The organism is Kitasatospora sp. NPDC088548, assembly GCF_044753005.1.
GTDB lineage: Bacteria > Actinomycetota > Actinomycetes > Streptomycetales > Streptomycetaceae > Kitasatospora.
Genome location: NZ_JBIVMI010000028.1, coordinates 26,366 through 52,409, shown reverse-complemented (window position 1 = coordinate 52,409; position 26,044 = coordinate 26,366). Strand labels below are relative to the sequence as shown.

Annotated in this window: 32 protein-coding genes; 24 read left to right on the top strand and 8 right to left on the bottom strand. The window is 71.7% G+C overall.

The annotated features are described in order from the left end of the window. The first annotated feature begins 84 nt into the window (after window positions 1–84). The 12 genes from ACIP82_RS29525 (at window position 85) to ACIP82_RS29470 (ending at window position 9,065) form a co-directional block, all read left to right on the top strand. On the top strand, window positions 85–249 hold the full coding sequence (locus ACIP82_RS29525) for a hypothetical protein (protein ID WP_400657750.1): 165 nt from the start codon (window positions 85–87) through the stop codon (window positions 247–249). A gap of 69 nt (window positions 250–318) precedes the next feature. Then, complete coding sequence (locus ACIP82_RS29520) at window positions 319–951, top strand: ATP-binding protein (RefSeq protein ID WP_400657747.1); 633 nt, start codon at window positions 319–321, stop codon at window positions 949–951. 233 nt (window positions 952–1,184) lie between these two features. Next, window positions 1,185–2,174 carry a phosphotransferase gene (locus tag ACIP82_RS29515; protein WP_400657745.1) on the top strand — a complete coding sequence of 330 codons (990 nt, stop codon included), beginning with the start codon at window positions 1,185–1,187 and terminating at the stop codon, window positions 2,172–2,174. After that, window positions 2,171–2,617: a hypothetical protein gene (locus ACIP82_RS29510; RefSeq protein WP_400657743.1), complete on the top strand. Its 447-nt coding sequence runs from the start codon at window positions 2,171–2,173 to the stop codon at window positions 2,615–2,617. Before ACIP82_RS29515 ends, ACIP82_RS29510 begins: the two co-directional genes overlap by 4 nt. Further along, entirely contained in the window at window positions 2,614–3,264 is a 651-nt protein-coding gene (locus ACIP82_RS29505; RefSeq protein ID WP_400657741.1) for a hypothetical protein, read from the top strand. The genes ACIP82_RS29510 and ACIP82_RS29505 overlap by 4 nt, the downstream gene beginning before the upstream one ends. A gap of 18 nt (window positions 3,265–3,282) precedes the next feature. Next, window positions 3,283–3,846: a hypothetical protein gene (locus ACIP82_RS29500; protein ID WP_400657739.1), complete on the top strand. Its 564-nt coding sequence runs from the start codon at window positions 3,283–3,285 to the stop codon at window positions 3,844–3,846. 35 nt (window positions 3,847–3,881) lie between these two features. After that, window positions 3,882–4,508, top strand: coding sequence for a hypothetical protein (locus ACIP82_RS29495; protein ID WP_400657736.1), 627 nt, complete (start codon window positions 3,882–3,884; stop codon window positions 4,506–4,508). A gap of 135 nt (window positions 4,509–4,643) precedes the next feature. Continuing rightward, window positions 4,644–5,483, top strand: a complete 840-nt coding sequence (locus ACIP82_RS29490) for a hypothetical protein (RefSeq protein ID WP_400657734.1) — start codon at window positions 4,644–4,646, stop codon at window positions 5,481–5,483. After that, window positions 5,440–6,933, top strand: coding sequence for a B12-binding domain-containing radical SAM protein (locus tag ACIP82_RS29485; RefSeq protein ID WP_400657732.1), 1,494 nt, complete (start codon window positions 5,440–5,442; stop codon window positions 6,931–6,933). Before ACIP82_RS29490 ends, ACIP82_RS29485 begins: the two co-directional genes overlap by 44 nt. Further along, window positions 6,930–7,571, top strand: a complete 642-nt coding sequence (locus ACIP82_RS29480) for a dTMP kinase (protein WP_400657730.1) — start codon at window positions 6,930–6,932, stop codon at window positions 7,569–7,571. Before ACIP82_RS29485 ends, ACIP82_RS29480 begins: the two co-directional genes overlap by 4 nt. 8 nt (window positions 7,572–7,579) lie before the next feature. Continuing rightward, a complete protein-coding gene (locus ACIP82_RS29475) occupies window positions 7,580–8,041 on the top strand; it encodes an NUDIX domain-containing protein (protein ID WP_400657727.1) in 462 nt (153 codons plus the stop codon). Window positions 8,042–8,084: 43 nt separating this feature from the next. After that, complete coding sequence (locus tag ACIP82_RS29470; RefSeq protein WP_400657724.1) at window positions 8,085–9,065, top strand: endonuclease/exonuclease/phosphatase family protein; 981 nt, start codon at window positions 8,085–8,087, stop codon at window positions 9,063–9,065. Between the two features lie 46 nt (window positions 9,066–9,111). On the opposite strand, the gene ACIP82_RS29465 is transcribed toward ACIP82_RS29470, so the two are convergent. Beyond that, window positions 9,112–9,879 carry a hypothetical protein gene (locus tag ACIP82_RS29465; RefSeq protein WP_400657722.1) on the bottom strand — a complete coding sequence of 256 codons (768 nt, stop codon included), beginning with the start codon at window positions 9,877–9,879 and terminating at the stop codon, window positions 9,112–9,114. Between the two features lie 233 nt (window positions 9,880–10,112). Here ACIP82_RS29465 and ACIP82_RS29460 point away from each other — a divergent pair, with 233 nt between their 5' ends. Further along, complete coding sequence (locus ACIP82_RS29460) at window positions 10,113–10,724, top strand: hypothetical protein (RefSeq protein ID WP_400657721.1); 612 nt, start codon at window positions 10,113–10,115, stop codon at window positions 10,722–10,724. A gap of 485 nt (window positions 10,725–11,209) precedes the next feature. Here the strand turns inward: ACIP82_RS29460 and ACIP82_RS29455 are convergent, their stop codons facing one another. The 5 genes from ACIP82_RS29455 to ACIP82_RS29435 form a co-directional block, all read right to left on the bottom strand. Then, on the bottom strand, window positions 11,210–11,719 hold the full coding sequence (locus ACIP82_RS29455; RefSeq protein WP_400657719.1) for a hypothetical protein: 510 nt from the start codon (window positions 11,717–11,719) through the stop codon (window positions 11,210–11,212). After that, the gene (locus ACIP82_RS29450) at window positions 11,716–12,324 is read right to left on the bottom strand and encodes a hypothetical protein (RefSeq protein WP_400657718.1); all 609 of its coding nucleotides are present in this window, start codon (window positions 12,322–12,324) and stop codon (window positions 11,716–11,718) included. The genes ACIP82_RS29455 and ACIP82_RS29450 overlap by 4 nt, the downstream gene beginning before the upstream one ends. Before the next feature lie 57 nt (window positions 12,325–12,381). Beyond that, complete coding sequence (locus ACIP82_RS29445) at window positions 12,382–13,158, bottom strand: hypothetical protein (RefSeq protein ID WP_400657716.1); 777 nt, start codon at window positions 13,156–13,158, stop codon at window positions 12,382–12,384. Window positions 13,159–13,482: 324 nt separating this feature from the next. Continuing rightward, entirely contained in the window at window positions 13,483–13,833 is a 351-nt protein-coding gene (locus tag ACIP82_RS29440) for a hypothetical protein (RefSeq protein WP_400657715.1), read from the bottom strand. Window positions 13,834–13,880: 47 nt separating this feature from the next. Continuing rightward, on the bottom strand, window positions 13,881–14,123 hold the full coding sequence (locus ACIP82_RS29435; protein ID WP_400657714.1) for a hypothetical protein: 243 nt from the start codon (window positions 14,121–14,123) through the stop codon (window positions 13,881–13,883). A 210-nt stretch (window positions 14,124–14,333) separates the two neighbouring features. Here ACIP82_RS29435 and ACIP82_RS29430 point away from each other — a divergent pair, with 210 nt between their 5' ends. From ACIP82_RS29430 to ACIP82_RS29410, 5 genes are all read left to right on the top strand, one after another. Then, window positions 14,334–15,407, top strand: a complete 1,074-nt coding sequence (locus ACIP82_RS29430) for a hypothetical protein (RefSeq protein WP_400657712.1) — start codon at window positions 14,334–14,336, stop codon at window positions 15,405–15,407. Further along, window positions 15,404–15,577: a hypothetical protein gene (locus tag ACIP82_RS29425; RefSeq protein ID WP_400657711.1), complete on the top strand. Its 174-nt coding sequence runs from the start codon at window positions 15,404–15,406 to the stop codon at window positions 15,575–15,577. Before ACIP82_RS29430 ends, ACIP82_RS29425 begins: the two co-directional genes overlap by 4 nt. Before the next feature lie 511 nt (window positions 15,578–16,088). Continuing rightward, window positions 16,089–16,781 (top strand): hypothetical protein, encoded by a 693-nt coding sequence (locus tag ACIP82_RS29420; RefSeq protein ID WP_400657710.1) that lies wholly within the window; start codon window positions 16,089–16,091, stop codon window positions 16,779–16,781. 1 nt (window position 16,782) lies between these two features. Beyond that, window positions 16,783–17,802, top strand: coding sequence for a hypothetical protein (locus ACIP82_RS29415; protein WP_400657709.1), 1,020 nt, complete (start codon window positions 16,783–16,785; stop codon window positions 17,800–17,802). Between the two features lie 195 nt (window positions 17,803–17,997). Then, a complete protein-coding gene (locus ACIP82_RS29410; protein WP_400657707.1) occupies window positions 17,998–18,237 on the top strand; it encodes a hypothetical protein in 240 nt (79 codons plus the stop codon). A 40-nt stretch (window positions 18,238–18,277) separates the two neighbouring features. Here the strand turns inward: ACIP82_RS29410 and ACIP82_RS29405 are convergent, their stop codons facing one another. Next, the gene (locus tag ACIP82_RS29405; RefSeq protein ID WP_400657706.1) at window positions 18,278–18,802 is read right to left on the bottom strand and encodes a hypothetical protein; all 525 of its coding nucleotides are present in this window, start codon (window positions 18,800–18,802) and stop codon (window positions 18,278–18,280) included. 251 nt (window positions 18,803–19,053) lie between these two features. Then, window positions 19,054–19,530: a hypothetical protein gene (locus tag ACIP82_RS29400; RefSeq protein WP_400657705.1), complete on the bottom strand. Its 477-nt coding sequence runs from the start codon at window positions 19,528–19,530 to the stop codon at window positions 19,054–19,056. A 243-nt stretch (window positions 19,531–19,773) separates the two neighbouring features. Here ACIP82_RS29400 and ACIP82_RS29395 point away from each other — a divergent pair, with 243 nt between their 5' ends. The 6 genes from ACIP82_RS29395 to ACIP82_RS29370 all read left to right on the top strand — a co-directional run bounded on the left by ACIP82_RS29395 (window position 19,774) and on the right by ACIP82_RS29370 (window position 26,043). Further along, window positions 19,774–20,601 carry a hypothetical protein gene (locus ACIP82_RS29395; protein WP_400657704.1) on the top strand — a complete coding sequence of 276 codons (828 nt, stop codon included), beginning with the start codon at window positions 19,774–19,776 and terminating at the stop codon, window positions 20,599–20,601. Window positions 20,602–20,978: 377 nt separating this feature from the next. Beyond that, on the top strand, window positions 20,979–22,064 hold the full coding sequence (locus ACIP82_RS29390) for a hypothetical protein (RefSeq protein WP_400657703.1): 1,086 nt from the start codon (window positions 20,979–20,981) through the stop codon (window positions 22,062–22,064). Then, window positions 22,054–22,803, top strand: a complete 750-nt coding sequence (locus ACIP82_RS29385; RefSeq protein WP_400657701.1) for a hypothetical protein — start codon at window positions 22,054–22,056, stop codon at window positions 22,801–22,803. Before ACIP82_RS29390 ends, ACIP82_RS29385 begins: the two co-directional genes overlap by 11 nt. Continuing rightward, window positions 22,796–23,326: a hypothetical protein gene (locus tag ACIP82_RS29380; protein ID WP_400657698.1), complete on the top strand. Its 531-nt coding sequence runs from the start codon at window positions 22,796–22,798 to the stop codon at window positions 23,324–23,326. Before ACIP82_RS29385 ends, ACIP82_RS29380 begins: the two co-directional genes overlap by 8 nt. Before the next feature lie 299 nt (window positions 23,327–23,625). Beyond that, a complete protein-coding gene (locus ACIP82_RS29375; RefSeq protein WP_400657695.1) occupies window positions 23,626–24,405 on the top strand; it encodes a hypothetical protein in 780 nt (259 codons plus the stop codon). Window positions 24,406–24,663: 258 nt separating this feature from the next. Then, entirely contained in the window at window positions 24,664–26,043 is a 1,380-nt protein-coding gene (locus ACIP82_RS29370; RefSeq protein WP_400657693.1) for a hypothetical protein, read from the top strand. The last annotated feature ends 1 nt before the right edge of the window (window position 26,044 follow it).

The window sequence follows — 26,044 nt, the reverse complement described above, 5'->3', positions numbered from 1 at the left end:
TATCAAGAATGATTGATAGTTCCGACCGTTTCCGTTGGACACACTCGTAACTGTCCGCAGTTCGGCAATTACGAGGGGATGATCATGAAGTCCAGCGCCAACGCGCCGCAGCCAGCTCGACCGCCGCTCCGGCGAACCGCTGGCGACATCCAGCGCCGCCGCCACCTGCACGACGCCGCCGCCGGCCTTCTCGGGTGGACCCTCCCCGTCACCGGCCCCGCCGTGGAGCGTCGAGCGCAGCAGCGCTGACGTCCTCCTAGCCCTGCTCGTCCTCAATGAGGCCCGCACGGGCCGATGTCATGCCCATGTGGAGGGCTCATGAGTGCACTGAACGCCCCTGAGCAGCCGCCCGCGGACGGTGACTACCGACTCACGCCGGTACCGCTGGCCACCTGGGAGGTGAAGCTCGGCGACCAGGCCGTGCCGGCCACCCGCCGGCAGCTGACCGAACTGATCGCGAATCGCGCCCTGCCGCTCGACCGGACCGCGTGCTACGACGCCAAGGTCTGCCTCAGCGAGTTGCTGACCAACGCCAACCGGCACGCCGGCGGTGCGCTCGAGGTCAGGGTCCACTGGACCGGGACCGGCGGGCTGCTGGTAGAGGTCGTGGACGGCAGCCTGGTGCTCCCCGAGGTCAGCAAGGCCAGCCAGACCAGCACCACCGGCCGCGGCCTGTTCCTGGTCGAGGAGCTGGCCACGGCCTGGGGCTGGGAACCGACCGGGGCGGGCAAGAAGGTGTGGTTCGAGATCGGGTCGAAGCCGACCATCTCCGAGGACCGCCGATTCGGTGTGCTGGTCGCACGGAACCGGCAGCTGGTCCACGCCGCACCGGCGACCGCGCCGAGCAGCGGAGGCAGTGCGGAGGCGCCAATACACGCCCCCGTACGGGCACTGCCCCGGCGCGTGCCCGGCCAGTCCCTGAACAGCTGGCCCGAGCTCGCCAGCGCCTGAACCAGGAGCTGCCCACCCGAACGCTGGGCAGCTCCCCACCAACCCCCGGCGGCCGGCCGCGGCTCGGCCCGGCCGCCGGGCCCTGCACCGCCGCTCGCACGGGCGGGCCGACAGCGGCGGTGCACCCCTCGGTGAGCAGCAGATGCGGCTCCCGAGGCGTGTCGGTCTCCCGCATCCCCCGGTGGGAGACCGACACCCATCAACAGCACGGTGACAACGGAGAGTTGGAGAAGGTGAACGTCACAGCGACCAGCCCGGCCGCGGACCTGACCGTGGTCGAACAGGCACTTCGTAAGGCGGCCAGCGCCGAAGGGTTCGACCCTGCCGGCGCGGTGCTGCTCTCGGCCGGCCGCACACACGTCTTCCGCCTTCCTCGAGCCGTCTGGAAGGGCAGCACCGGGGTGGTGGTCAAGGTCCACCGCAAGGGGAGCAGCCGGGCAGCTGCGCAGCACTGTGCCATCGCCTACTGGGCCCGCTCCGAAGGCGTGCTGACGCCCAGGCCGCTGCGCCGGCAGCCGGTCCCAGCTCACGGCCACCCCGTGTCGTTCTGGGAAGACCTCGGCGACGGCCAACCGGCATCGCCCGAGCAGCTCGCTGACGTGCTGAACGACCTGCACTCCCTCCCGGTGCCACCGCCCTTCCTGGGCGTCCCCGTCTACCAGCCGCTCACCGATCTGCACGTCCGGGTCCGGACCCTCCCGCGAACCCTGGTGAAGCCCGCCATCCAGTCCCACCTGCTTCACGAGCTCGGCATCCTCGGGCACTGGTGGAACGAGGTGCGCTGGCCGACCAGGCCGGGCGTCATCCACGCGGGCCTGAGCCCCCGAGAGATCCGGGCTGGCACGAGCGGGCCCGCCGTTCTGGACCTGGCCGACCTGGCCGTCGGTCAGCCGATGGTGGACCTGACCGCCGTGGCTGTGCAGCACGAGCTCTACACGGAGGACGACCCGTTCTCGGATGTCCAGGACGAGGCGGAGGCCGCCTACCAGGCGTTCTGTCGGGCCTACGGAGTCGACGTCACCTCTTATGCCGGAGGCCGGCCCCACCGGATGCTCCGCTGGCTACACGTACTCGACGGCTGCATCGCCGCCTTCGAACGAGCCGCTACCGCCGAGACGTGGAAGGTCGAGGCCGACTACCGGCTGAGCTGCGTTCAGGGCCAGGAAGGCAGCTTCCCGTGGCATTGGAGGACTCTGACGGAGATGGTGGGGGCCGCACGGTGACCACCACCGTTCACCACGGCGTGAGCTGGCTCGCCTCCGCCTGCGCCCGGCCCAGCGTGGCGCTGTCAGGGTGGGCCAGCGGCGGACTCGCTGAGGTCCCCATCGGCCCCCTGTTCGATGTCGTGCGCGTCATCGAGAGCGTCGCTCAACCCGTGTTGGAACGCTTGCGGGCGGCTGGCGCGCCGGTTGGCCCGGTACTGATGTGCGAACCGCGCAGCACCTGGGAGTTCTTGGTCGAACCCCAGTCACTGGACCAGGTCGGGCCCCTGCTCGGCGCCATCGCCGTCACTGCCGGACCGCGGGCCCTGCTGCGTTGTCCCCGCCCCGGCGCCGTCCGCCCGATCAACGGCCGGTCCTGGCTGGTCTGGCCCGCTGCTACCGGCGCTTTGACCCACGGCGCCGACTTGGTGGCCGAACTGCGCCCCCAGGGGGACCGCCCGTGACCACCCTGAGCAAGCCCACCGTCGTCCCCTACGTCAGCTCGTGGCGCACCGAGCGTGAACACAACCCGACGCTGGTGTTCACCGCCGCCGGCATCCGGTACGAGGATGAGGGCCCCGGCGACCGGGACAACCGCGGCGTGCTGTGGGTCCGGCAGGAGCAGCGGCGAGGACAGGGCACTCCGGACTACGGCGGGATCAACGCGGCCCGTCAGCGCCGCTGCATGAGCCGCTTCCTCTGCCAGGTCTGCGCCGGTTCGCCGTCCATCACCGCCGACGGCATGCTCTTCGTGATCTTCAACCAGCGCGAACCGGGCTGGGATGACTGGCCGGAACGAATGGGCACCACTCACCCGCCGCTGTGCACGGGCTGCGCGCGTAAGGCCGCCCAGCAGTGCCACGCCTTCGCGAAGGGGTTCACCGCCGTCCGGTCGCGGAGCCCGGCCGTCGCCGGGGTGATGGGCGTGGTCTTCGACCCCGCCCGGCTGGTCTCGTCCCCGGAGCGCGTCGTCCAGTACGACCAGCCGGACGTCCTGCGGTGGACGGTGGCGAACCAGCTTGTGGCGATCCTCCTTGACTGCACCGCCATCGAGGACCTGGACGCCGACTTGGACAAGGCCGACCGGAACGCTGCCCCGATCCGCGACTGACGAAAGGTCTGGACCCTCGTGAGCTTTCCCCTCCCGCAGCTGGCCTCCGCGCTCCTTGGGCAGAGCAACGACGTACGCGACATCCCAGACGTTCCCGACTTCGCCGTGAGCGGGTGGCTGGCGACAGTCACCGAGCAGGTGCTCGCCCTGCTCGCTACCGCCAGCCCCGTCACAGGCGCGCCCGGCTCGTTCACCACCCAGGGCTACACCCACCTGTTGCTGCACGACGCCTTGCCCGGCGGCGCCACGGCCTACCTACGGCTGCCGGCCGGGAACCTCACCACCCCCCGGCCTCTCACCGACACCACCGTCGTCGTCACCCTCGCCGGCAACGTGATCCTCGAGTCCTACCGCCACCAGCAGGACGTGGACGACAACGCCCCGCAGTACCGCCACCACTTCGGCCCGGAGAACGTCTTCGCCTGCCACGCCGGAGGGATCTGCACCACCGAGAGCACCGGGGACTCCGTGCAACTGCTCCTGGCCCGCAGCAGGCTGACGCCGGCCGGGATGGCGCTGACCCCCGGCCAGTACGCCGACGCGGTTGCCGATGCCCGCGCCCTGCTCGGCGGTGCGGCGTGAGGTTCCCCGCGAACTGGCTCGACCAGGTTCCCGCCATGAACGCCAGCGCCGGCCTACGCGACTTCGGCCAGGCCGCCGCCGCAGTCCTGGACCGGCTCGCCAGCGACCGCCGACTGCTCGGCCGGCTCGTCGCCGAGATCGAGCACGACCCCGAGCGGCTCGAGGCCAGCCGGGTCACCCTGCTGCTCAACCGCCTCTCGCTCTACCGGGCCAACGAACGAGGGTTCGAGATCCGGGTGAACATGAACCCGCGGCACGCCAACCAGCTCGTCCCGCACGACCACGCCTACAACTTCGCCGTCCACGTCCTGGCCGGCGGTTACGTCCACGTGATGCGTCGCCGGACCGATTCCTGGACCGGCGAGTTCACCAGCGCGGACCTGGTGCCCAGCGTCGTCACCGTAGAACGGCCCGGCTCCACCTACACGCTCGGGCACCCGATGGTGCACCAGGCCGTGATGCTGCCCGGCACCGTCAGCCTCTTCCTTCGCGGCCCGCGCCTCAAGACCCGCTCGCACGCCGCCACCGACCTTCTCCCCGGTCGCGACACCTGGCCGGCCCCGGCCGAGTCGGGCGCCGTCCCCGTGCACTCCCGCCCGGCGAGCCGGGACGAGTACATGGCGATGCGCAGCCAGCTCGTCCGCCAGGGTCTCATCGGCTGACCAGGAAGGACACCGCCGTGCCCAGAGCACCGCCGCTACCCGGCCGGGGCACCATCAGCCGATCCGGTCACCCAGCACGCCCGCGACCCGGCAAGCTAGGGGCCAACCAGAGCCCCGAAGCAAGGAGCGCGCACCATGAGCACCGTTCTGACGGTCGATCACCCCGCCTGGCAAGCAGCCAGCCCCGAAGCGCCGCCGGCGCGCCTGGTGCGCAGCGGCGACGGCTTGTGGCTGACCGGCTGGGGGCTGGACGGGCTCACGCTGGCGTGCGTCGAGGGGGCGGAGGACAGCAAGCCGAACGTGGTCGCCACCCACGCCAGCGGCTGGGCAGAGACGGTTCCGGCCGACCTCGCCGCGGGCCTGTCCGGTCTCGGGACGACGCTGCGTCTGGCGAATCCGTGGCTGTGGGACGCGGTGACCACCGCGATCCTGCGGCAGGTGATCCATGCCAGCGCTGCCCGGGAGCGCTACCGCACCTGGTGCCGGACCTACGGCACCGGCGTGGACACCGAGCACGGGCCCCGGTTCGTCGCCCCGGACCCGCGCCGGGTGCTCGAACTGACCGACGGCGACTTCGCGGCCGTCAAGGCGACGTTCAACCAGACCGCGTTGCGGGCGGCCGCCACCGCCTACCTCCAGCACGGCGACGCCTGGAGCAGCCTGTCGGCCGGACCGTTGGCGCAGGAGCTGATGAGCGTGCCGAAGATCGGCCCGTGGACTGCGGCGGCCGCCGCCGCGGACTTCACCGGCGACTTCGCGTTCTACCCGCACAACGACCTCGCGGTCCGCACCTGGGCCGTCCGGATCGCCCCGGGCCACGACTGGCCGCCGCTCAAGAAGGGCGCGTTCGAGTCGTACTGGCGGAGCCTGGCCGGCTGCGCCGACGGGGCGCTGCACACCCTGACCCTGACCACACTCACCTGGGGGGCACATGCCCGTACAGACCAGCACGGAGGCACCACGGCACGACCTTGACCTGATCGCGGGGGCCGATCGGGGCCGCATCCTGGACGCGCTGTTCGTCAACGCGCCGCTGCGCGACTACGACAAGCGTCCTCGGGTCAACGACTACACGCTGCCGGTCCTGGGGATGGCGTACATCGCCACCTACGCCAAGCAGCAGGGCTTCAACGTCGGCGTGCTGGACGCCGAGGCGCACGGGCTCGGCATCCAGCGCACCGCGGAGATCATCAACACGCTCCGGCCCCGGTGGGCCGCGTTCAACCTGCTCGCCCCGACCTACAGCATCTCCGCCCGGATCGCCGACCTTCTCGACCCGCACATCATGCTGATGGCCGGCGGCCACCACGCCAAGGCCGCCCCCGTCGATGTCCTCAACGACCCGCGGTTCCGCAACCTCGCGGCCCTGGTCATCGGCGAGGGCGAGACCCGGGTCGCGCAGTTACTGGCCGACCACCGCCGCCGCGCCGACCTGCCGAAGGTGATGTGGCGGGACCGGATGCTCGACCGGATCGTCACCGGTATCCACCGCGGCAACCCCGACCAGTGGCTGTCGCCGGACATCGATGCGCTGCCGTTCGTCGGGCGTGAGTTCCTGCCCCAGGACCCCTACTTGGCCGGCGATGGCCGCAGGGAAGCCAATCTGGTGTGCTCGCGGGGGTGCCCGTACGAGTGCACGTTCTGTGGCGCCGCCGCCAGCAAGAACCCCGAGGTGCGGATCCGGGCCCGCGATCCGTTCAACATCATCGCCGAGATGGAGCAGCTGCGCGCCGACCACGGGGTGACCGCGTTCCGGGCCGTCGATGACCTCTTCCTCGGGGCCCGCAGGGTGATCCACCCGATGACGAAGGCGTTCACCAGCGCGGGGATCGGGGACTGGGCGGTGTGGGACGCCACCGGTCGGATCAACGTCCTCGATCGGGAAGACGAGGCCATGCTGGGCACCCTGGTGAGCTGCGGCCTGCGGGAGGTTGCGCTCGGCATCGAGTCCGGTTCCGACCGGATCCTGGAGGCGATGGACAAGCGGATCACCGCCGCCATGACCGAGCGGGTGACCCGCCGGCTCCTGGCTCAGGGCGTCAACGTGAAGGGCTACTTCATCCTCGGGTTCCCGGGTGAGTCCCGGGCCGACGCCGAGGCGACGATCCGGCACATCCGTGACCTGTGGGACCTGTCCGACCGCCACCCGGGTACCTTCCGCGCCTCGGTGTTCACCTTCCGTCCCTACCCGGGCTCCCCGGTGTGGGACCAGCTGGTGAAGGACGGCTTCGACCCGGTCCGGATGCAGACCTACAGCGACGTAGACCTCACCGACCAGGGCGCGGACGAGGCGATGCGCGGCCGCGACGAGTTCAACTTCACCACGGGCCTCCAGTTCGGCGAACTGTCGCAGGACGAGCTGAACCAGCACCTGGCCGACCTGTCCCGGCAGCAGTTCGAGCGCAGCCAGGCGGTGGCAGCATGACGGCGAAGCCCGGCGTGTTCATCACGGTCGACGGGCCCGGCGGTTCCGGCAAGTCCACCGCCATCCCCCACATCGTCACGGCGCTGGAGGCGGCCGGCCACACCGTCCACGCCGCCACCCAGCCCTCCAGGAACACCTTCGGCACGGTCGTGCGCCAGGTGGCCAACGAGATGACGGGGACGGCGCTCGCCCTGGCGGTGGCCGCCGACCGCCACCATGCCTTGGCCACCGAGATCCGGCCCAAGCGCGAGGTCGGCCACACCGTGCTCCTCGACCGCTACCTGCCCTCCACCCTGGTCCTCCAGCGCGTCGACGGCGTCGCTCTCGACCTCCTGCTGGCCATCAACCAGGGCATCGACGTCCCGGACCTGTCGGTCATCCTCACCGCCACCGAGGACACCATCCTGCGCCGCCTGGCCCACCGCGGCACCCGGCACCGCTTCGAGCTGGACGCGGCCAGCACCCGCCGAGAGCTCGAGCTGTACCGGGAGGCGATCCCGGTCCTGGAGCAGCTCGGCTTCCCCGTGCTGCTGATCGACACCACCGACCTCACCCCGGAGGGTGTAGCCGAGCGGATCGCCAGCGCCGCCCCCGAACCCGCCCCTACCTTCAACAGCACTGTTGTCCAGCCGAGTTAGAGAGAACCATGAACCAGACCACCGACACCCCTGCCCGCCCGATCGTGGACGTGCACGTCCTCGTCCGCGACGGCGAGAAGCTCCTCCTGACCCAGCGCGCCGTGTACGGGCGCGGCCAATGGCACGCACCGTCCGGCAAGGCCGACAAGCCCGGCGAAACCCTGGCCGAGGCCGCCGCCCGCGAGCTCCAGGAGGAGGTCGGCCTCAGCGTCGACCCGGCCGACCTGGTGCTCCTGCACACGGTGATCCACCACCAGGGCGACGGCACCCCCGACCGCTACGGGCTCTTCTACGAGGCCCACGGTTGGACCGGCGAGCCGGAGAACCGCGAGCCCGAGAAGTGCATGGACGTGCGCTGGTTCGCCGAGCACGAACTCCCCGAGGACCTGATCCCGTACCCGGGCGCCGGCATCCACGGCGCCCTGACCAACCCGGGCGGCCACACCTTCCACGGCTGGCCCGAGCAGTAGCACCTAGCACCGTGGGCGGGCCCGGCCGGGCCCGCCCACACCCATGCAACCGGAGGCGATCATCAGCACCATCACCCTGGCCGTCATGAACGGTGAGCACGACTTCGGCGGTCACGGCACCCCGGCGTGGAACCGCGTCTACACCTGGCTGAACGACGAGATCCGCCCGGACATCCTGCTGCTCCAGGAAGCCACCCACGCCCGCAAGGACGGGCGCCGCGGCTTCTACGCCGCGAAGAACAAGCTCGGGATGAACGGCTTCCTCGCCGAGGCATCCACCCTGGAGAGCCCGAACCCACCGGCCGTCCTGGTCCGGCCGTCCAAGCTCACGATCGTGGCCGAGTACCCGCAGCTCACCAACTGGTGGCACCCCGCCGCCCAAGGCCGAGTGACCCGCGCCGGCCACAGCGGCGGCCCGGAACTGTCGTTGGCCTCGGTCCACCTCTGCTGCCACTCGCCGACCTACCGGCTCGGCGAAGCCGAACTGGCGATCCGCTGGGGCAAGACGGGCCAGCAGCTCGAGGACCCCAACGACCCGAACAGCCGGCGACTGCTGACGACGGACCCGTGCATCATCGGAGGCGACTTCAACAGCTACAGCTCCTCGCCCCACGAACTCGCTCCGCTCCCCGACCTGGTGAACATCGCGGACAAGCACCACACCGTTCACCGGACGCTCCCGGACCGGACCACCCCCGACACGCGACCGTGGGACACCCTCACCACCGCCGGCTACACCGACCTCGCCCTCCACGCCTACCTCGCACTCAAGCAGGCCGGCGCCATGAGCGGCACCTCCCACCGGCGAACCGACCAGGGAGCCGACCCCGCGCTCGGGCAGCAGTCGTCCCGCATCGACTTCGGCTTCGCCAACGGCGCCATCCCGAAGTCGCTCATCTCTGCCGACGTGATCACGGACCCCATGCGCGACACCGACCACAAGCTGCTGCTGTACGTCTTCGATGAGGAGAGTTTCTGGGACTCGGTCGAGGAGACCGTCCGGCCCCGTCCTGCGGCCGCCTGACTCCGGGCCGGGTGGCCGGGCACAATCAGCCGCCCGGCCACCCGGGTCACCGCCCGGAAAGCAGCTCCGACAACGTAGGGCGAGTCAGACCGAGCCTCTTCGCCGCCCGGCTGTGCGCCCCCCGGTCCGGCCCTTCGTGCTCCACCACTCGCTGCGCCGCGATGCCCCGCTGGGTCCTGACGTCGGTGGACACGGCGCCGTGGAGCAGCTTGATGACGGTCTTGCCCGTCTCCACGAGCGCGGCCGCCGACTCCACCGAGGCGTCCGCGGGGAGGCCGAGGGCTGCGACCAGCGCGCGGGCGTGGCGGGCGGCCAGCAGGGCAGGGGGAAGCCGGTCATCGAAGGTGGCTCGGGCACGGTAGGCGGCCTGAGCGGCTTCCAACTCGGTCAACTCGGTCAGCGCTCCCTGCGGGTCGCTCCAGAGGTACCGACCCATCTGGGTGAGGAGCAGCGAGCCGTCTGTGCTCAAGACGGTGGCCAGGGCGAGATCGACGGCCCAGGCCTCCGCCCACTCGTACGCTGGCCCGGTGACCACCCGTACGGTGCTCCGGCTTCCGGTGGCTCCGGGGACCTGCCAGTCCGCAGGTGCGCCCGGCTGCGGCGGGGTGAGGAGGCTGGACAGGGGGTCACCGGCGGCCAGCCGGTCGTGCACAGCTTCCGCGTCGAACGCGACCAGACCGTCGCGGGACCTGTCCGTCGGCCGGGGCTGGATCCTCCAGCCGTCCGGGCCCAACAGCAGACAGGTGGTGGCCGCGCGCTCGGCCGGCGCGGCAGCGAGTTCGCGGATCAGGTTCTCCGTGAGAGCTAGGTGCACAACCATCTCCATAATGTTCGGGGCGCCCCGAACATTAGCAAACAGGCCCCAGAACCCCAACCACCCGGTATCGTCCAAGGCGGGGTAGCACGCGGCTGCCTGTCATCCATGCCGGACTCGTGCCCACGCCTCCGGCCAGCGATCAAGGCCAACGCCGACCGCGGATTGCTCACCGCCGTCCCGCTCACCCGGCCGGCGCGGGCGTGGGACGCGCGGCCAGGAAGACGCCGACGATGACTGACCCCCGCAAGCCCCAGATCAAGGCCCGAATGAAGGCGCGGCCCGGCGAGACCTACATGCAGGCCCGCCGCCGCCTCACCGCCGCCGCAGACTCGAGCACCTGGACCGTGCAGACCGCCGGGTTCCACTTCTCCACCAGCCTGCCGACCGAACCGGACCCCGCCTTCTCGGCGGCACCGGAGCTGCTCCTCGCCGCAGTCGTCGCCAACAGCGCCCAGGTCCTCACCCGGGAAGCCACCGGCGAGGAGTACCCGGCCTGGGCCGACGTCGTCGTGCTGCGCCCGCAGCGCCCGGCCCGCCCCGACGAGGCCCCGCCCGGCTGGTACCCAGCGGAAGCGTTCGTCGCGGTCCGCGCCCGCCGGCCCTGGGACGAGCTGGACGAGGACGAGCAGGTCATCACGGACGCCTACCGGGCTGCTCGTGAGGCGGTCGCTCGACTGTGGCCGGATCTCCCCGACGAGTGGACGCCGGCAGCGATGAACCTCACCACCGTGGCTGGCCTCCGCGGGTGGACGGATGCCGACCTCCAGCGCCTCGCCCTGAACCCGCTCGGTCGGTCCTCCACCGTGGGCGCCGAACCGTCCCTGCTTCCGGAAGTGGCCTGACCGTTGGGGCGGATCGGGGGTGCTCCCCCGATCCGCCCCCGCCGTTGAGGAGCATCCGACCGGAAACCGGCGGCTGTACTCTCCGTAACCAGGTGCTACAGGTTGTCGGTCCGCAGGACTACCGTCCTGACCATGGAGACCTCGTTGCCAACCGTCCCGGCGGTACGGGTCTGTCCCGACACCGCCGGCCACCCCGGACTCAACGGCGCTGCGGTCCAGTGGGTGACCACCGGCCTGTGGGACGCCCTGACCGCCCTCGCCATCGGACTTGACCCGAACCTGACCCGTGACGAGGACCAGGCCGTCGCCACAGCCCTGCGCCTGGTCCTCTCGCCCGCCTACGACACTGCGGAGGCGGGCGAGCCGTCCGGCCTGCTCTACGTCACCCCGCCGGTGGCTGAGCTTCGGCACCGGCCTGTCTGGGTGGTGCGCGATCAGTTCGGCGGTCCGCTCACCGCCCGGTTCCCCACCGACCCCTGGCCGATTCAGGTGCGCGCCGACCAACCGGCCGAGTCGAGTCGAACGTCGGCCGACTCCAGGCCCGGCCCCCGAACGAGCAGCCGGCCCCCCTCCGGCAGCGCCGGCGGACGGTCACGGGGCACGCTGCGCACGGGAACGCCGAGCGCGATGGACCAGACCGACCAGGCGTAGACCGCGGCCGCCGCCGGGCCGACCGCGCCCGAGGTGGTGAAGTTGAGCTCCAACCGGGGCTTGCCGTCGACCTGGTGAGGGATGAGCAGTCCCGATCCTGGCCCGGTCGTCACCGCGTGCCATTGGTGCGGGTCCTGATCGTGGCCGGGGCCTGGGTGCACGACCAGGTCGGCGATCCGCCGCTGGACCTCATCCACGTCGGCGTCGGCGATCTGTACGTCGATGGTCCCGGCCGAGAGGACATCGCTCTCCAGGGCCTCGGGCCCGGCCACCTGGTCGAGGAGAACGGTCGGCGGCAGCTCGGAGCCGGCGTCGACCACGATGGCGGTGAGGTAGCTGGTCACGATGACTCCGTGGGCTGGTCGGGGGCCGTCCACCGGCCCAGGTCGTTCGAACCGTCAGTTCGGTATACCCGCACGCTGCGGTGCGTCAGTTCGAGGATCGACGGTTCCGGTGCGACGGTCAGGGCCCGGCGGCGGCTGGAGCTGCTCTTGCGCGGCGGCGGAGCTGGCTGGCGTGGCTGGAGCGCTGGCAGGCGTTCGACCAGGACGGTCAGGTAGCCGAGCGACTCCAGGAACTCGGCGAGCTCCCGAGCGCCGGCCATCCAGGCCACCGCGGGATCCTGCTGCGGCTCGACGTCGTCCTCGCCAGCCCACCGGTGCCGGCGTGGTGGGTTGGGGTAGAACCGCAGGTCGACGCAGAGCGTCGCCCCCGGCGGCCACTCGTCGGGGTGAACAGAGTCGACGCACGAGAACGGGGATTCGTGCGGGCGCTGCCAGGGCGGGGACGGCGGATGCAGCCGGTGGTCTTTCAGGTCCCCGGCGACGGTGGCCACGCAGGCGTACAGGTTGTAGCCGCGCGGGTAGGGCGTGCGGGGTGGGTCCGGTAATCCGGTGTAGTGCTGGCGGTCGATCGTGTGGGGCCAGACGCTGGCCAGGTGCCGCTTCACGGGCTCAGTGTGGCGCAGCGGGACCTGTTCGGGGGCGGGTTCTGGTGGGTTGTCGGCCTAGGTGACGAAGGGGCTGGGGGAGGCGGCCAACCCGTCGGTGGTGAGGGTGGTGGCGAGGTGGTCGAGGAGGGGGTCGGTGGCGGCGACGGCTCGCAGGATGTCCCGGGGGGTGTTGTGGCTGTCGAGCCGGCGGCCGCGGCCGCTGGTGATCAGCGGCCCGGCCTCCTCGGTGCTGTACGGGGGCGCGTAGATCCGGTGCGGCAGGTACTCCCGGATCGCGCGGGCGACCGGTGGCGGGACCTCGCGCAGCTCGGTGCCGCCACCTTTCAGGCTGACCTTGGCGGTGACGCGGTGCTGCTCGCGGATCAGCTCGGGAAGGTCGAGGTCGACGGCCTGGTGGGCGCGCAGCTTCATCCCGAGGACCAGGTACCCAAGGGCGCGGGCCCGTTCCGGCAAGATGCCGTCGTAGCGGTCCAGTGCGGAGATGTAGATGGTGACCTCTGCCGGCGTGAGCGGGGCCCGGCCGGGGGGCAGGCCGTCCACAGCAGGGCGCAGTCCGACCGGCACCGGGTTGACGAGGGTGGGGTCGAACTCGTCCCGGGCGTGGCCATAGAAGCCGCGCAGCACGGAGATTCGCCAGGCTTCGGTCCGGAGGGCATCGGGGGCGGACGCCCAGGCGCGGGCCTTCGCGGTGGTCGGCTTCCAGACTGCGGGGCCGATGTGGCTGATCCAGTCGAGGATGGCGCGCTCGTAGTCCCCGCGGGTTCGCTCGCCGTAGGGCTTGTTGTCGAGCCAGTGGGCGAGGACTTCGTGGGGGTCGAGGGCGATGGCCATGGGCCACAGGGTGCCACAGTCCGAGACGAGAGATCAGGGTCCTGCGAATCGGGGTGAGAACACCAGAAATCCACTTGGGATAACAGCCCTACCCCGCTCTCAACCTTCCTGGCGCCTTCCGTATCACCGTTCGGAAGGTGACGCGAGGGGCGCGCGCCCGGCCGCCCGGAGAATGGCTGATGTCAGCGGCTGTTATCCCAAGTGATCAGAGGGCCCGGAGCCGGAGCCCACACCGCGCCGGGCCCTCTACATCGAGTACTCCGAAGCGCCTTCCGGTGTTACACCCACTGCATCGGCACCCGAGGCGGCCGGGATGAGCGCGGGCTACTCCTCCTCGGCGAGAGCTCGGACGAACAGTTGGCGGCAGCCCGGCCGCCGGCAGCGCGCGTTGGAGTGGACCTCGGCGGCGGCCTCGTTGAGCGAAGTGTCGATCGCGATCCGGCGCGGGTCGCACGCGGCCGCAGCCAGGCGCTCGCCGCCGGCGACGTTGTACTCGTGGGACATGACGACGATGTGCCGGGCCTTGATCGAGTACACGTCCGGGCATGAGACGAACGTGGCATCGCGGTAGCCGCCCACGAGCTTGCCGCCACTGAGCAGCGGGGCACCATGCGGAATCGTGGCCGGCGGGTCATCGAAGTCTTCGCACTCGACCGGGTCGGGGCGCTTCCCCATGATCGAACTCCTTGGGCAGGAAATAGTGAGCCGGGGCGGAAGGCGCCTTAGCCAGGACTGCCGGCGGCGGGCTTGGCCGGGCCGCGGCCGCGGCGCTTGGTCCGGTTGGTGAAGTACTCGAGCACCAGCTCGTAGGGGACCGTTCGCGCGTTGCCCACCGCCCCGTAGTCCTGCTCCGTGAGCGTCCACTCCGGATCGGTCCGGGCCAGTTTGCGAAGGCCTTCGGCCGTCATGCTGCGCACCACTCCTTCCTTCGCGAGGCGTTCGGCGGCTTGGGCGAATGAGAGCATCGTCCGCTCTCCCCCCTCCGTCGACCTGCCTGTAGGCATGCCTCCATCCTCTCTGAATAGTTGCGTGTCTCGCAACTATTCCTTACGCTCGTGCCGGAAACGGAACAACCCCGGTCGGTGGTAGCGACACCACCGACCGGGGACCTTGCCCAACGGGGCCGGACCGCGAGGCAACGCGGGTCGGCCCCCACCACCGGAGAGCGACCTCCCATGGCCATGAGCCCCGGCCGGCGACGCCGGACCGAGACCCACACCCGCATCATCCCGCACACCATCAGCGGCAAGACCCACCACGTCCCGGACGAGTACGAGGTCGAGGTACTTCCCGTGCCCCGGGACTGGGACCAGATCGTCCTAACGATCGCTACCGCCACGGCGGTGGCGGTCGGGATCGGCTGCATCCTCTGGTCCACCAACTCGATCGGCACGCTGCTGAGCGCAGCCGCGAGCGCGGCGGTCGCCTACCCCGTCGCGGGCAGCTTCGACCTGCTGTGGATCACCTGCCACGCAGTGGAGTGGCTGGCCCGGTTCGAGCCGGAGAAGGCCCGCAGGGCCCGCCGCGGCGGGCGGCTCAGCCTGCTCGTGGCGATGAGTGCGCTCGTGGCCGAGGGCGTCGTCAACGGGCACCCGGTTGCCGGCATCGTCGGCGCGTTCATCTCCGCCAGCGTCAAGGGTGTCTGGTCCCTCGTGCTGTCCCTGCACGCCTACCCGCTGGACAACCTCACCTTGGGCTGGGTCCGCCGCGAGAAATCGGAGGTCGGCGGCCTGCTCGCGCTGGCGGCAGCCCGACGCCGACTCGCCCGCTCGCATGCGCAGCTCGCCGCGTACGACAACGTCCTCTCCGTCGGCCAGGACAACGGCGGGCCCGGTCCGGACCAGCCGTCCGGACAACCGTCTCCCCTGTCCGGACCGGCGGACATGCTGTCCGCTGACGTCCGTTCCGCAGTGGAGAAGGCCCTGGCGCTCCTGCCCGGGTCCACCGCGGAGGAGGTCGTTCAGCAACTCGCCCTGGCAGGCCTGCCGGTCTCGGCGGACAGTGTCCGCGCGGTCGCCGAGCAGCTGGAGGACGAGCAGGACAACGTCCTGTCCTTCCCGCGCGAGCGGCCGACGGTGACCGCAGCCGTCCGCGGCTTCGTGAAGGAGTCCGGACAGACCGACCTCGACGTCGTGTTCGCGGCCGTGCGCCTGGTCCACCCCAGCGCGAAGCGGGACACGGTCCGCAAGGCGCTGGAGCGCGCGCCGGGCGCCTCCAGCGCCCCGGCGACTACCGGGGCCACCCCGTGAAGGCCGTTGCCCTGTCGGGCGCGGTTATCGCCTTCGCGGGCCCGAGCGTGCTCGCCTTCGCTGGCCTGTACCGGCTGAGCGACCCGGCCCGCCGGTCCACCCTCCGGTGGGCCGGCGGAAGCGTCCTGGCCTTCTACTTCCTGTCCCTCGTCTTCCTCGCCTGGAGGTGACCCTGTGACCGATCTGATAGCCAAGCGAACCGACCAGCGGGTCATCACCCCGACGCAGGTCATCCCGGGGCCCCGCAGTGAGCCGGACATCCCGATCGCCGTCGACCGGACGCCCGAGCCGGAACCGGAGGTTGAGCAGCCGGACCTTTTCCGGACGGTTCGCCGGAGCATGCTCTTCTTCTGGTCGGAGGACGGGCCGCAGCCGCGGACCGACACCCCGCCTGCCACGGAGCAGCCGGAGCCGGAAGAGCAGCAGACCGAGCCCGCCCCGGGCCCCGCCGACTCGGAGCCGGAAGAGACCGTCCCCGCTGAGTCCGAGGAGCCATCGCTCCGGGGCCCTGCTCCCGACCGCCAGAAGCCGGCGTCCCCGGGCGCGAACCCTGCGCCGGAGCAGCCGGCCGAGCCGACGCTCACGGGTCTTCCCGAGGCCCTGCGGCCGACACCGCCGGGGACGCCGCGCGGGTGGCACCCGGCCCGGGTCCGCTGGGCCGCGAAGTGGGTGCTGCCGGGCATGGTCGGCGCCTACGCCGGCTGGACCGGCCACACCCGGGCCGCGCTCGACTGGTTCGCCGGAGACGGCATCCACTCGGCGATCGACCTGGTGCCGGTCGGCGTCGCGGCCCTGATCGCCTGGAAGACCCGCAAGTGGCGCCCGGCCGTCGCCTGGATCCTGCGGATCCCGCTCGGCACTGCGGTGTTCGCCGCCCTCCTCCCCTCAACGCCCCTCTCACCGGAGACCCAGATGATCACCCTCGCTGACCCGCCCACCACCGATCTCGGCGGGACCGGATGGGGTGCCATCACCGTTGGTGGCCTCGCCGCACTGGCCACCTGGATCATGTGGCTGCTGCTTAAGGGCAAGAAGGGCAAAGGCGGCGGCCTGAACCCGGAGGTGGACAAGAAGCTGTCGTGGGAGTTCCTGGCCGCCGGCGGCTTCATCACCGGGAACCTGTACGCCGCGGCGGGGTGGAATGCGGTGGCGCTGCTGATCAACGGCCTGACCAAGCAGGCGGCCGCCGCTTGGGGCTCCGGGATCGTGGCTTTGGGCATTACGGCCTGGATCATCCTGCGGCAGCACAGCCGGTGGGGAGCGGCGATCCTCGGGTTGAGCGCGGCGGTCCTCTACAACACGGCCGGCGACTGGTTCTCGTTCGGCTCGATCGGTGTCGTGTGGCTGGTCGAGGCGATCCAGGGGATGGCCTGAGATGGCGGTGTCGACCGGCGCGGTGTCGCGCGGTCGTGCGGGAGAGCGAGCGGCCAGGATCGGGCGCTCGCTCTCCCGGGCGTTCCGGGCGGCGCGGCCGTACGTAATCGGCCTTCACGGCATCAGGTCCCTGCTCGCCGGCTCGTGGGTCCTGATGTGTCGGATCGCGCGGTGGGTCCGGGTCGGGGGCTTCATCGAGGTCTTCGCCCCGGCCCGCGCGAAGCGGAGGAAGGAGGCGCAGCAGCTGGAGAAGAAGCAGGCGGCGGCCCCGGCCCCCGGCGCGCGCCGGGGCAAGAAGGCGAGGAGGGACGCTGAGCGGCCGGCCGCTGCCCGGCGGCAGGATCAGGCTCAGGAAGGCGACGACTGGGAGCCGCCCGGGTGGCTGCTGAGGTCTGGCGGCCTCCTCTTCATGGCCTACCTGGTGGTGTACCTGACCTGGTCCGTGCTGGTCTGGTCGATGTCGGCGGTCGGGGTGTGCTGGTGCGTTCTGGCGTGGATGTGCAGCCCGCCGATGGCCGTCTCGCCCAGGGGAGCGCCCTCCAACACTGTCCCGCCGGAAGCGGAATCGGTCGTCAACGAATCATCGGGGGAGCAGCTCCCGCTGACGGCCGAGCAGATCGCGGACCGGTTCCGGCTCTGCGTTGAGCACGCCGTCGCTGCCCGCTGGGCGGAGAACATCCGGGGGAGGCGCCAAGGTGTCCACGTCGAGGACCTGTTGGCGGAGCTCCGGGCGAGCGGGCAGATCAGCAGCCCCCGCTGGGACACCGAGGCCCTGGCCGGGTACCTGCGCGCGCTCGGCATCCCCGTCCGCGACCCGCTGTCACTGACAGTGAACGGCAAGAAGTTCAACCGCGTGGGTATCCACCATGACGACCTGGCCAAGCACCTGGGCCGCTTCCCTCGCCTTCCCCCGCACTCGGTCCCCGACCTCACCCCGACCGATGAAGAGTTCGAGCGTCCCGCCGGCCCACCCCCAGCCCCTGGCCCGCACGACCGGGAAGAGGTGCTCCAGACCACCTGACAGGCCACCTCCAGGAGCGGCAGAATCACGGGCAGAGAGGCCTTCACCAGGAGGCCTCTCCCCCACTCTCCTTGGGCCGGTCAACCAGCCTGCCCAACTGCCCTACCGTTCCCCTGACCTGCACTTTTGGAGGGCTCCCTACCGCGCCCTACCGCCCTGGTAGGGGTGGCCTACCGAGACGGAGAGGACTGTTCCGTGCGATACGTCTACCGCTGCGACACCTGCCGCGAGTCCTCCACGCCGACCTCCGGCCGGCTCATCGAGGCTGTTCGCGACCAGCACCGGAGCGTCGCGCACCCCGGCATGGTGCCCGACGGGGAGTCCATCACCCCTGTCTCGGGCGGAACGGTACCCGTCACCCGCGGGCAGGTGCTCGCCGTCGGCCTGGTGCTCGCCCTGCTGCTGTTCTCGGCGTGCGAGCGGATCGGATTCTGATCGCCAGCCGCTACCCTCTGTAACGTCGCACGGGGGCCGGTCAGCCGAGCGAGGCCGCGAACAGGCCCGCCTCCGCCTCCGCCTTCGTCAGGTTGATCTTCCCGCGGTGGCTGATCTCGACCTGGTAGAACTCCGGCCCCTTCGGCACGCCAGAGACACTCACCGGGAAGTCGCACCCGTCCAGGCCCTTGGGGGCGCCGGCGCCCAGGTTGCCGGTGGCCAAGACCTTGCCGGCCGCGTCGTACACGGTCACCGAGGCACCCTTGGCGATGTCGCTGTACCCGCTTCCGCCGGCGCAGCCGCCGCTCGCGCTCCCAGGCACGGAGCCGTTCTTGAGGGACAGGGAGCCAGTGAGCGAGAAGGCCTCGGGGGTGGCCGGGCTGGTGCTCGACAGGCTCCATGCCAAGCCGACCACTCCCGCACCGGCCAGGAAGCCGAGTCCGCTGGCGGCGAGCCAGATCGGTATCCGTACGGCAGGCACACGCTTGGGTGCCCGGTCCGTGGTGTCGGTCGGCGGGTCGGTTGGAGCAGCGGGCGGTGGGGTGGTGTCGGTCTGTTCAGCCATGATCACGAGGATTTCAGCCTGCGCGCCCCGGCGGGGCCGAAGGCGTCGAATCGTGATCTTGTCCGGCTTCGGCCCTCCTGTCCGGACAACCATGTGCTGGCGTCCTGGGGCCTTGGCCCGGCTGTCCCCATCACCGCTGTGGCGGTTCGGACAGGTGTCCAGCGGGGCCCGGACCGCGTGCGGACAGCCTCGGACAGGCGGACCGCCTGTCCGGACCAGTGCGGCAGTGTCCGAGGGCTAGAACAGCTGGTTCAGTCCTCGACAGGGACACCGTTGATTCGGGCCCACCTGACAGCCTCGATCCGGTGCACCAGGATTCGGCCGCCGTTGGGTCCGGTCCGGACCGGGTTCGGTCCGGTCGGGGTGCCCACCGCGGCGTACACGCGGGACGTGGACATCTCGGAGAGCTCGGCGAGCTGCTGGACGTTGAACCACTCCTTGCCGTCGGCCTGGGGGTCGATCATCTGCTGCGGCGCCGGCCGGCCGGTACGAATCTGCTCGATGGCTTCGGCTATGACCGCGCTGGCGGTGGTCCCGCGCTCGAGCGCGGTGCGCAGCAGCCACTCCGCCTTCGCGGTGGGCAGCTCCACGGTGAGCTCCATCTTGGCGTCGGTCCGGTCCTTGGCGGCGAGCAGTCCGAGGAGCTGCTGGACCTGGCCCTGGAGCTGGTCCAGCTGCGCGTCGGTGATGTTGCTGGCGTTGAGGCGGGCAGCGGTACCGAGAGTCATGATCGTGATCCTGTCGCCGTCGTGGTGCTGTACCCAGGTGTACGGCGGGTGATCCAGGAGCGTTACACCTGTCCAGGGTTGTCCTGTCAGCGGCGGCAGGTAGGGTGCGTGGCGGTCCCGAGAAAGACCAGGTCGGCGGTCCCGGTGTGAGCAGTACGCCGGGGCCGTCGGTGTTCCCGGTCCGTGCTGGCCGGCCTGCGGAGCCGGTTCACCTGCGGGCCCGGCAGGCCTACGCTGGAGAGCGTGACCACCACCACGGCCGGTACCGGCTCCACCGTCGCGCGCAAGGCCTGCCTGGCCGCGCTCACGGAGCGCGCCGCCGGGGCCGAGTTCGACGCCGAGCAGCGGTGCGACCTGGTGGCCGCCGCCTGGTGGTCCGGCGAACACGACCTTGGGGTCCTCGCGGCCGCCGCCGGCCTGGGCACCGACCACGCGCGGGTGCGCGCCGACCTGGCCGCCCGGGGAATCGGCCCCGAGGGCGCCACCTACGGGCCGCCGCCGCGCCCCCGCTACGCGCCGCTGAACGCGGACGAGGTCCGCGCCCTGGGCGACGTCGCCGACCGGGTGGTGGGGCCAGCGATGCTCACCGCCGAGCCGGAGCCGCTCGCCGAGGTGGCGTGGCACCTGCGCATCGCCCTCGCTCGGCTGGCCACCGGGATCGATCCGGCCGAACCGACCGAGCGGATCACCGAGATGACCCGCGACCTGGTCGACCACCTGCGCGAGGCTCTTGAGCGCGCGCAGACCGCACGGGCCGATCTGCACGGCCGGGCGCAGCTCGCCGCCGAGGCGGACCGGGAGGATGTCGCTCTGGGCGGGGAGCGGGCGGTGGCCACCGGGGCGACGGTGACGTTGACCCTGCCGGTCGGGCACTCGGTGACCGTCACCGTCGCCCAGGTCCCGTACGGGCGGCCGGACGCCGGGTACAGCACCCTGGCCTCCTTCAGCACGCTCGTGAACACCACCGCAGTGCTGGACGGCGTCGAGCACCTGCAACTGCGCGCCGCACTCGACACGATCGCCCAGGTGGTCACCGGCCGGCTCGATCCGCGGGCCGTCGAGGTCCGCTGACGGCCGCATCCCCTGACCGGGTGCGGGCGTGGGACCTGGTATGCAGATGTGAGAAGGTCAGGGCGCCGCCTTCCGGCGAGGGGAGGCGGCACCACGTCTCGTATGCACGCGTGGACTTGAGTGGTAATCCGTGTTAGCCAGTTGCGTGGAGTGACGCTATGCTGTCATCCGTACCTGTAGAGGTATGGGCTAGCGCGCCGAGCCCGAGTCCCGCCGATCCTGCCCGCGACGGGCGGCACAGCGGTCAAGGTGGTAGGAGCCGTCAGTGCTCCCGCACCGCGCGATATTGAACGTCCGTCAGGTCCACCCACCGCCTTGCGCTGATGCTGCGCGCGGGCCCGGGTCGCGGGACCGAGCACCGCGCCGAGAGGCATCACGTGCCCAAGAACAACCGCTCCAAGAAGAAGACCGCCCGCGCGAAGCAGCGGGCCACCGGAGCCCCGTACACCGCCGCCGCCGGCGGATCCGGACACCAGCACCCTGCGCCGGACTTCGGCGTGCTCGACTCCCGCCTGTACGGGGTCACCCGGCAGGTGAGCCTGGCGCCGTCGGCCGCGCTGGTCGGTGCCGCCCGTGCCGGGTGCCGGCCGTGCCAGGACTCCGCGATCCCGGCGCTGGTGGCCGGCGACCGGCTCGTGGTGGCGAACCTGGCCGGGCTGCCGTTCAGCCTGCTGCCCACCCCCGGCCTGATGTCTCCCGCTTCGGTGCAGGTGTGGACGGTCGCTCGCCGAATGCTGGAGGAGGGCCTGGAGGGCCCGGCTCCGGCCGCACCGATGCTCGCCGTGCTGGAGGAGCTGAGCCTGACCGAGGTGCGCGACGTGGTGGAGGACGCTCTCGACCTGTGGGCCGCGCTCGGCGCCACCCCCGGAGAGTTCGCCGCCGCGGCCGCCCCGCCCCCCGAGGACGACCCGCAGCAGGGCCCGCAGGATCCGGAGGACGACCTGCCGGAGGCCACCGATCCCCCCGAGAACCCGTTCACCGGCGAGGGCCTGGTGTTCCTGACCGGCGAGCAGCTGGCCGCGGGGATCCCGCTGCCGATGCTGGTGCAGTCCGCGCTGGGCGGCACCGTGGACGACGAGAGCACCGAGCACGCCCACGACCTTTTCCAGGTCCTGGTCGAGCGCGGGCCAGCCGCCGGCCGGGAGGCCGCTCTCCTCCTGGCCCAGTACGTGCTCTCCACCGGCTACTACGGCACCGGCATGGAGGCGGCCGTGCGCTACTACCGCCAGCAGCCGCCCCCGATGATGACTCAGGCCCCGGCGCTGACGACCCTGCACCTGCTGCTGTCCGCGTTCATCGCCACCGGCCGGCCCGGCGCCGAGAGGATCCTGAGCGACGACCTGACCGGCGCGGAGTTGGACGGCCTGGTGCGCTACCTGTTCTGCATCGCCGCCGGCATGTCCGGCTTCCCCCGCGCCCGCCAGGCCGAGCTGACCGAGGAGCTGTGCGCCGATGCCCGCTGATCCCACCACCGCCGCCGCAGCACAGACCAGCACCGACCCGGCGGACACCGCCCACCTGCGTGCCGGCCGCCGCGTCACCCTGGAGGAGATCGCCGGACACATGTCGAGCGCCGCCGTCCTGCTGCGCCAGCTCGGCCGCGCCGCCGAGACCCCGGCCGTCCCCGTCGAACTCGCCGACCTCATCGACACCCTCAACCGGAGCGCCGACGAGATCGCCCGGGAAGCCGGGACCGTCCAGCGGCTGGCGGCCGCCGCCGACGGCGACCTCCCGCTGGCCGCCGCCTTCGACGACGGCCGGCGCTGGGGAGCCGCCGCCCGCGAAGAGGTCCGCGACACCACCGGCCGCCAGGCCTACCCGCCCGCGGTCGTGCCCACCTACAAGCAGCTGATCATGCTGGCTCAACGCGGGCGCACCGTCCCCGCCGACCACCCCATGCACCGATGGTCGCAGGTCGAGACGACCACGTTCCCCGAGGCCATGGATGGCGTGCACTTCGTAGAGTCCAAGGTCGCCGCCACCCGACGCGCCGCCGAGCGGGAGAAGGCGATCCGCGTCGAGGTGCTGGCGATCGAGTGTGGCAACGACACGTGCGGCCAGGACGCGGGCTCGCCATGTCGCACCAGCACCGGCCGGCTCACCGAGCAGCCTCACAAGGCCCGCCTGGCCGAGGCGACCCGGCGGGTGGACGAGCGCCTGGATACCCTGGGCCCCACCATCACGGTGACCCGCCATGTCTGAACCGCTGCTCCTCGCCCAGATCGCCCGCCGCGCCCACGTCGGCCGGGCCGCCGTCGTCAACTGGCGCCAGCTGCACCACGACTTCCCCGCACCGGTCGGCGGCGACGACGTGCACCCGACGTTCGACGCCGACGCCGTCGACCACTGGCTGCGCGCACACGGCATGGCCGACACCTTCACCCTGCGACCGCCAGGGCCGCCGGCGCTCCTCACGCTGCCCGACGGCACGACCGTGACCCTCCACGCCCCCTGGTTCCGCCGCGACCCCGACCACGGGTTGGCGGAACTCGGCGGAGGAACCCACCGCGACGCCTGGATCCCCCTGGAGAACGCCATCCTCACCCAGGTCCAGGTCGAGGGCGAACCCCCCTTCGCGGTGCGCCGGGCCGGCGCCGACATCACCGACTACCCCGCCCGCTACATCCGCCTGCTCTGGCGGGTCGAGGACGAACACCCGTCGTTCGAACCGCCGTCGTTCTGGCACGCCTCCCGCTGCCGCCCGGTCCCCACCGACGACGTGTGAACGCCTGCTGCCCGGCCGGGCACGCCGGCCGGGCAGCACGTGAACGTTCCCCGGCCCCGGGCGCGCACCGTTGGTCGGGTGGCCCTCGGCCGAAGACCTCCCAAGCAGCGGCGCCGGCGTTGTAGTCTGCCCCTTGGCTGGACACGCACTGCCGCTCGTCGCTGCCCGATCCCCGCCCACGCCGGGGGTGTCCGGGCGTCGTTCGACCAAGGGACTCCAGGGTTCCCGTGCCGCAGGACTCTTCACACCGTGCCGACCGGCGGAAGAGCGTGGGCACCCCGCCGAGGAACCCGAGCACCGTGCCGAAGAAGAACCTGAGCACCTCCGCCAAGCGCGTCCGAGCGGCGCAGCAGGCCCACCCCGACAAGTCGTTCACCGAGCTGCTGCGCGCCGATCTCGCCGCGGCCGCCGGCCACGCCGTTGAGCCCGCCGAGGCTCCGGCCATCCCCGCCACCACCGGAGGTACCCGCATGCCCCTCACCTGGTCCCCCACCACCCTCGTCCGGATCGACTACGACTACGACCGTGCGAACGCCGACCACGCCGGGGACTCCCGGTACGCCGCCTACGTCCGGATGAAGGGCGAGGCCTTCAACTACTGGGGCGACGAGAGCGACCTTGACCCGGCGCGGTTCGCCGGGGAGGCCTGGCGCATCGCCACCGGCCCGGTGATGTCCCCCGGGTTCGTCCGGATCCGCCCCGACCTGACCTCCGTGCGGGTGTACCGGGACGACTACGAGGGTGCCTTGGCGGTCGCGGTGTCGATGCCGCTGTCGCACGGGCATCTCGTGGGTGCGGACCGGTGGCCGTACGACTGGCAGGACTGGGAGCGGGAGCGCTTCTCCTCTGACGACGAGTTCCGGGGCCGGGAAACGCCCGACCTCGTCCAGGACAAGGTGGCGGTGCTGACCAACACCACGGTGCGGCTCACCCTCCCGAAGGCCCATCTCCACGTCCCGACGACGCTGTCCGGACCCGGACTGGTGATGGACGCCACCACCGCGGTGGAGACGTTGGTGGAGCTGGTCAACCAGCACGCCGGCTCGGCGGTCGCCCGCGTCCTGGGCCAGACGGGCTGACCGGCCCCCGTCGGCGGGGCCAGGTGTTCGCCCAGCCCCGCCGACGGCAGTTGAACCAGGTGGATCGGGCCCCGGGCCGGAGCCCGATCCACTACGCTGACCCAGCGGCTGGACACGCACTGCCGCTCGTCGCTGCCCACCCCGCCCACGCCGGGAAGGGCGCCGTACGACCAAGGGGTCCACACCGACGCCCGTGTCGCTTCGCCGTGCCCATCGGGCGGGGAGCGCGTGGGCAGGCCCGCCAGATGCGAGAGCACCGTGACGAAGAAGAACACCTCCCGGGCCGCAGCCCGCGCCCGCCAGGCGCAGCAGGCCGGCTCCACCGCCCCGTACACCGCGCTGCTGCGCGGCACCGCCCAGTCCGGCGGCGGCACGCCGTCGCTTCGGACCCTGCCCGTCGCACTCGGGGTGAGCGCGCCCTGCCGGACCGCAGCGGAACGCCGCGAGTGCGCCCAGGTCGTCGCGGACGCGCTGACGGAGCTCACCGACTTGAACGGGGCCCAGTACCCGGCCACCGCACACGTTCTCGTGCTCACCACCCAGGACGTGCCGGACTTCGTCGTCCTGATGGCCTCGGTGAACGCCCTGCGGGACTGGAGCGGTCCGCACGCCACCGACGAAGCCGTGGACGACATGAAGCGGGCGCTGCTCACCGCGCTGGCTGAGCGCTGGCCGGATGAGGAGCAGTACGCCGTCGGCATCGAGGCGATCGGCAACCACCGGTTCAACGCCGCCAAGCTGACCTTGACGGAGGACCAGGTGCACAGCACCGCCCCTGGGTTCGTGCTCGACCAAGCCGCCGCGCAGCCCACCCGCTCGGCCGTGCAGCTGGCGCCGGTCGTTCGCGGAGGTGAGGGCAAGACCATCGCCATCTCCGACCAGAGCGCGGCCGCGGACGGGCACGGGCGCCACCCGGTCGTAGTCGACGTGGACTCGCAGCCCGACCTGACCGCCTGGTCCGACGCCCAGGAGGAGCCGCCCGGGGGCTGGCCGTATCGGCTGGTCGATGCGCAGTGGCAGGGCTGGCTCACCGCCGGGAACGGCCTCTACCGGGCCTCGTACAGCTTCAAGCGGGAGGGGCTGGAGCAGCCGTGGCCGTATGCGCGGATCGTGGCCGAGCGCGGCCCGGTGCGCCCGGTCAACCACGAGATCGAGGGTGACGACTCCGCCGAGCGTCTGGCCGCGCTGTGGGAGCAGGCCGGCCGCAAGGCGGTCGCGTCCACCCTGGTCGCCCTGTACCGGGCCGAGCAGCGCCTGCCCCGGCTCGTGTTCGGCGGGCCGCACCCGCTGACGTCCGGCCGCGAAGGCAGTTGGGAGTCCGAACGGCTGCTCTCCCTGGCGTGGGAGATCGGCGAGGAGCTGAGCGAGAAGCCCCGGCGCTACGACGAGGCGGTGGCCGAGGGCATCGCCGACATCGTGGAGGGCTGGGTGCGACACCCCGAGTCGTACACCGAAGTCGCCGACCACCTCTCCGTCCTGTTCGGCCGGCACGCCGACCGCGCAGGCGGCTGGAAGGCGGTCGCGGACCAGCAGTTCCAGCCCGGTGCCCGCGTCGGCCAGGGCTCGGACACCGTCTTCGCCGTCGCCACCTGGCTGATGAAGAGCAGCACCGGCTTCGACGCCGACCAGTACCGCTGAC

Bases quoted from the DNA above. Each gene is read 5' to 3' on its own strand.
- ACIP82_RS29525 (WP_400657750.1), top strand. From the start codon at position 85: ATGAAGTCCAGCGCCAACGCGCCGCAGCCAGCTCGACCGCCGCTCCGG.
- ACIP82_RS29520 (WP_400657747.1), top strand. From the start codon at position 319: ATGAGTGCACTGAACGCCCCTGAGCAGCCGCCCGCGGACGGTGACTAC.
- ACIP82_RS29495 (WP_400657736.1), top strand. From the start codon at position 3,882: ATGAACGCCAGCGCCGGCCTACGCGACTTCGGCCAGGCCGCCGCCGCA.
- ACIP82_RS29490 (WP_400657734.1), top strand. From the start codon at position 4,644: ATGAGCACCGTTCTGACGGTCGATCACCCCGCCTGGCAAGCAGCCAGC.
- ACIP82_RS29485 (WP_400657732.1), top strand. From the start codon at position 5,440: ATGCCCGTACAGACCAGCACGGAGGCACCACGGCACGACCTTGACCTG.
- ACIP82_RS29480 (WP_400657730.1), top strand. From the start codon at position 6,930: ATGACGGCGAAGCCCGGCGTGTTCATCACGGTCGACGGGCCCGGCGGT.
- ACIP82_RS29475 (WP_400657727.1), top strand. From the start codon at position 7,580: ATGAACCAGACCACCGACACCCCTGCCCGCCCGATCGTGGACGTGCAC.
- ACIP82_RS29470 (WP_400657724.1), top strand. From the start codon at position 8,085: ATGCAACCGGAGGCGATCATCAGCACCATCACCCTGGCCGTCATGAAC.
- ACIP82_RS29460 (WP_400657721.1), top strand. From the start codon at position 10,113: ATGACTGACCCCCGCAAGCCCCAGATCAAGGCCCGAATGAAGGCGCGG.
- ACIP82_RS29445 (WP_400657716.1), bottom strand. From the start codon at position 13,158: ATGGCCATCGCCCTCGACCCCCACGAAGTCCTCGCCCACTGGCTCGAC.
- ACIP82_RS29440 (WP_400657715.1), bottom strand. From the start codon at position 13,833: ATGGGGAAGCGCCCCGACCCGGTCGAGTGCGAAGACTTCGATGACCCG.
- ACIP82_RS29435 (WP_400657714.1), bottom strand. From the start codon at position 14,123: ATGCTCTCATTCGCCCAAGCCGCCGAACGCCTCGCGAAGGAAGGAGTG.
- ACIP82_RS29430 (WP_400657712.1), top strand. From the start codon at position 14,334: ATGGCCATGAGCCCCGGCCGGCGACGCCGGACCGAGACCCACACCCGC.
- ACIP82_RS29420 (WP_400657710.1), top strand. From the start codon at position 16,089: ATGGTCGGCGCCTACGCCGGCTGGACCGGCCACACCCGGGCCGCGCTC.
- ACIP82_RS29415 (WP_400657709.1), top strand. From the start codon at position 16,783: ATGGCGGTGTCGACCGGCGCGGTGTCGCGCGGTCGTGCGGGAGAGCGA.
- ACIP82_RS29405 (WP_400657706.1), bottom strand. From the start codon at position 18,802: ATGGCTGAACAGACCGACACCACCCCACCGCCCGCTGCTCCAACCGAC.
- ACIP82_RS29400 (WP_400657705.1), bottom strand. From the start codon at position 19,530: ATGACTCTCGGTACCGCTGCCCGCCTCAACGCCAGCAACATCACCGAC.
- ACIP82_RS29385 (WP_400657701.1), top strand. From the start codon at position 22,054: ATGCCCGCTGATCCCACCACCGCCGCCGCAGCACAGACCAGCACCGAC.
- ACIP82_RS29380 (WP_400657698.1), top strand. From the start codon at position 22,796: ATGTCTGAACCGCTGCTCCTCGCCCAGATCGCCCGCCGCGCCCACGTC.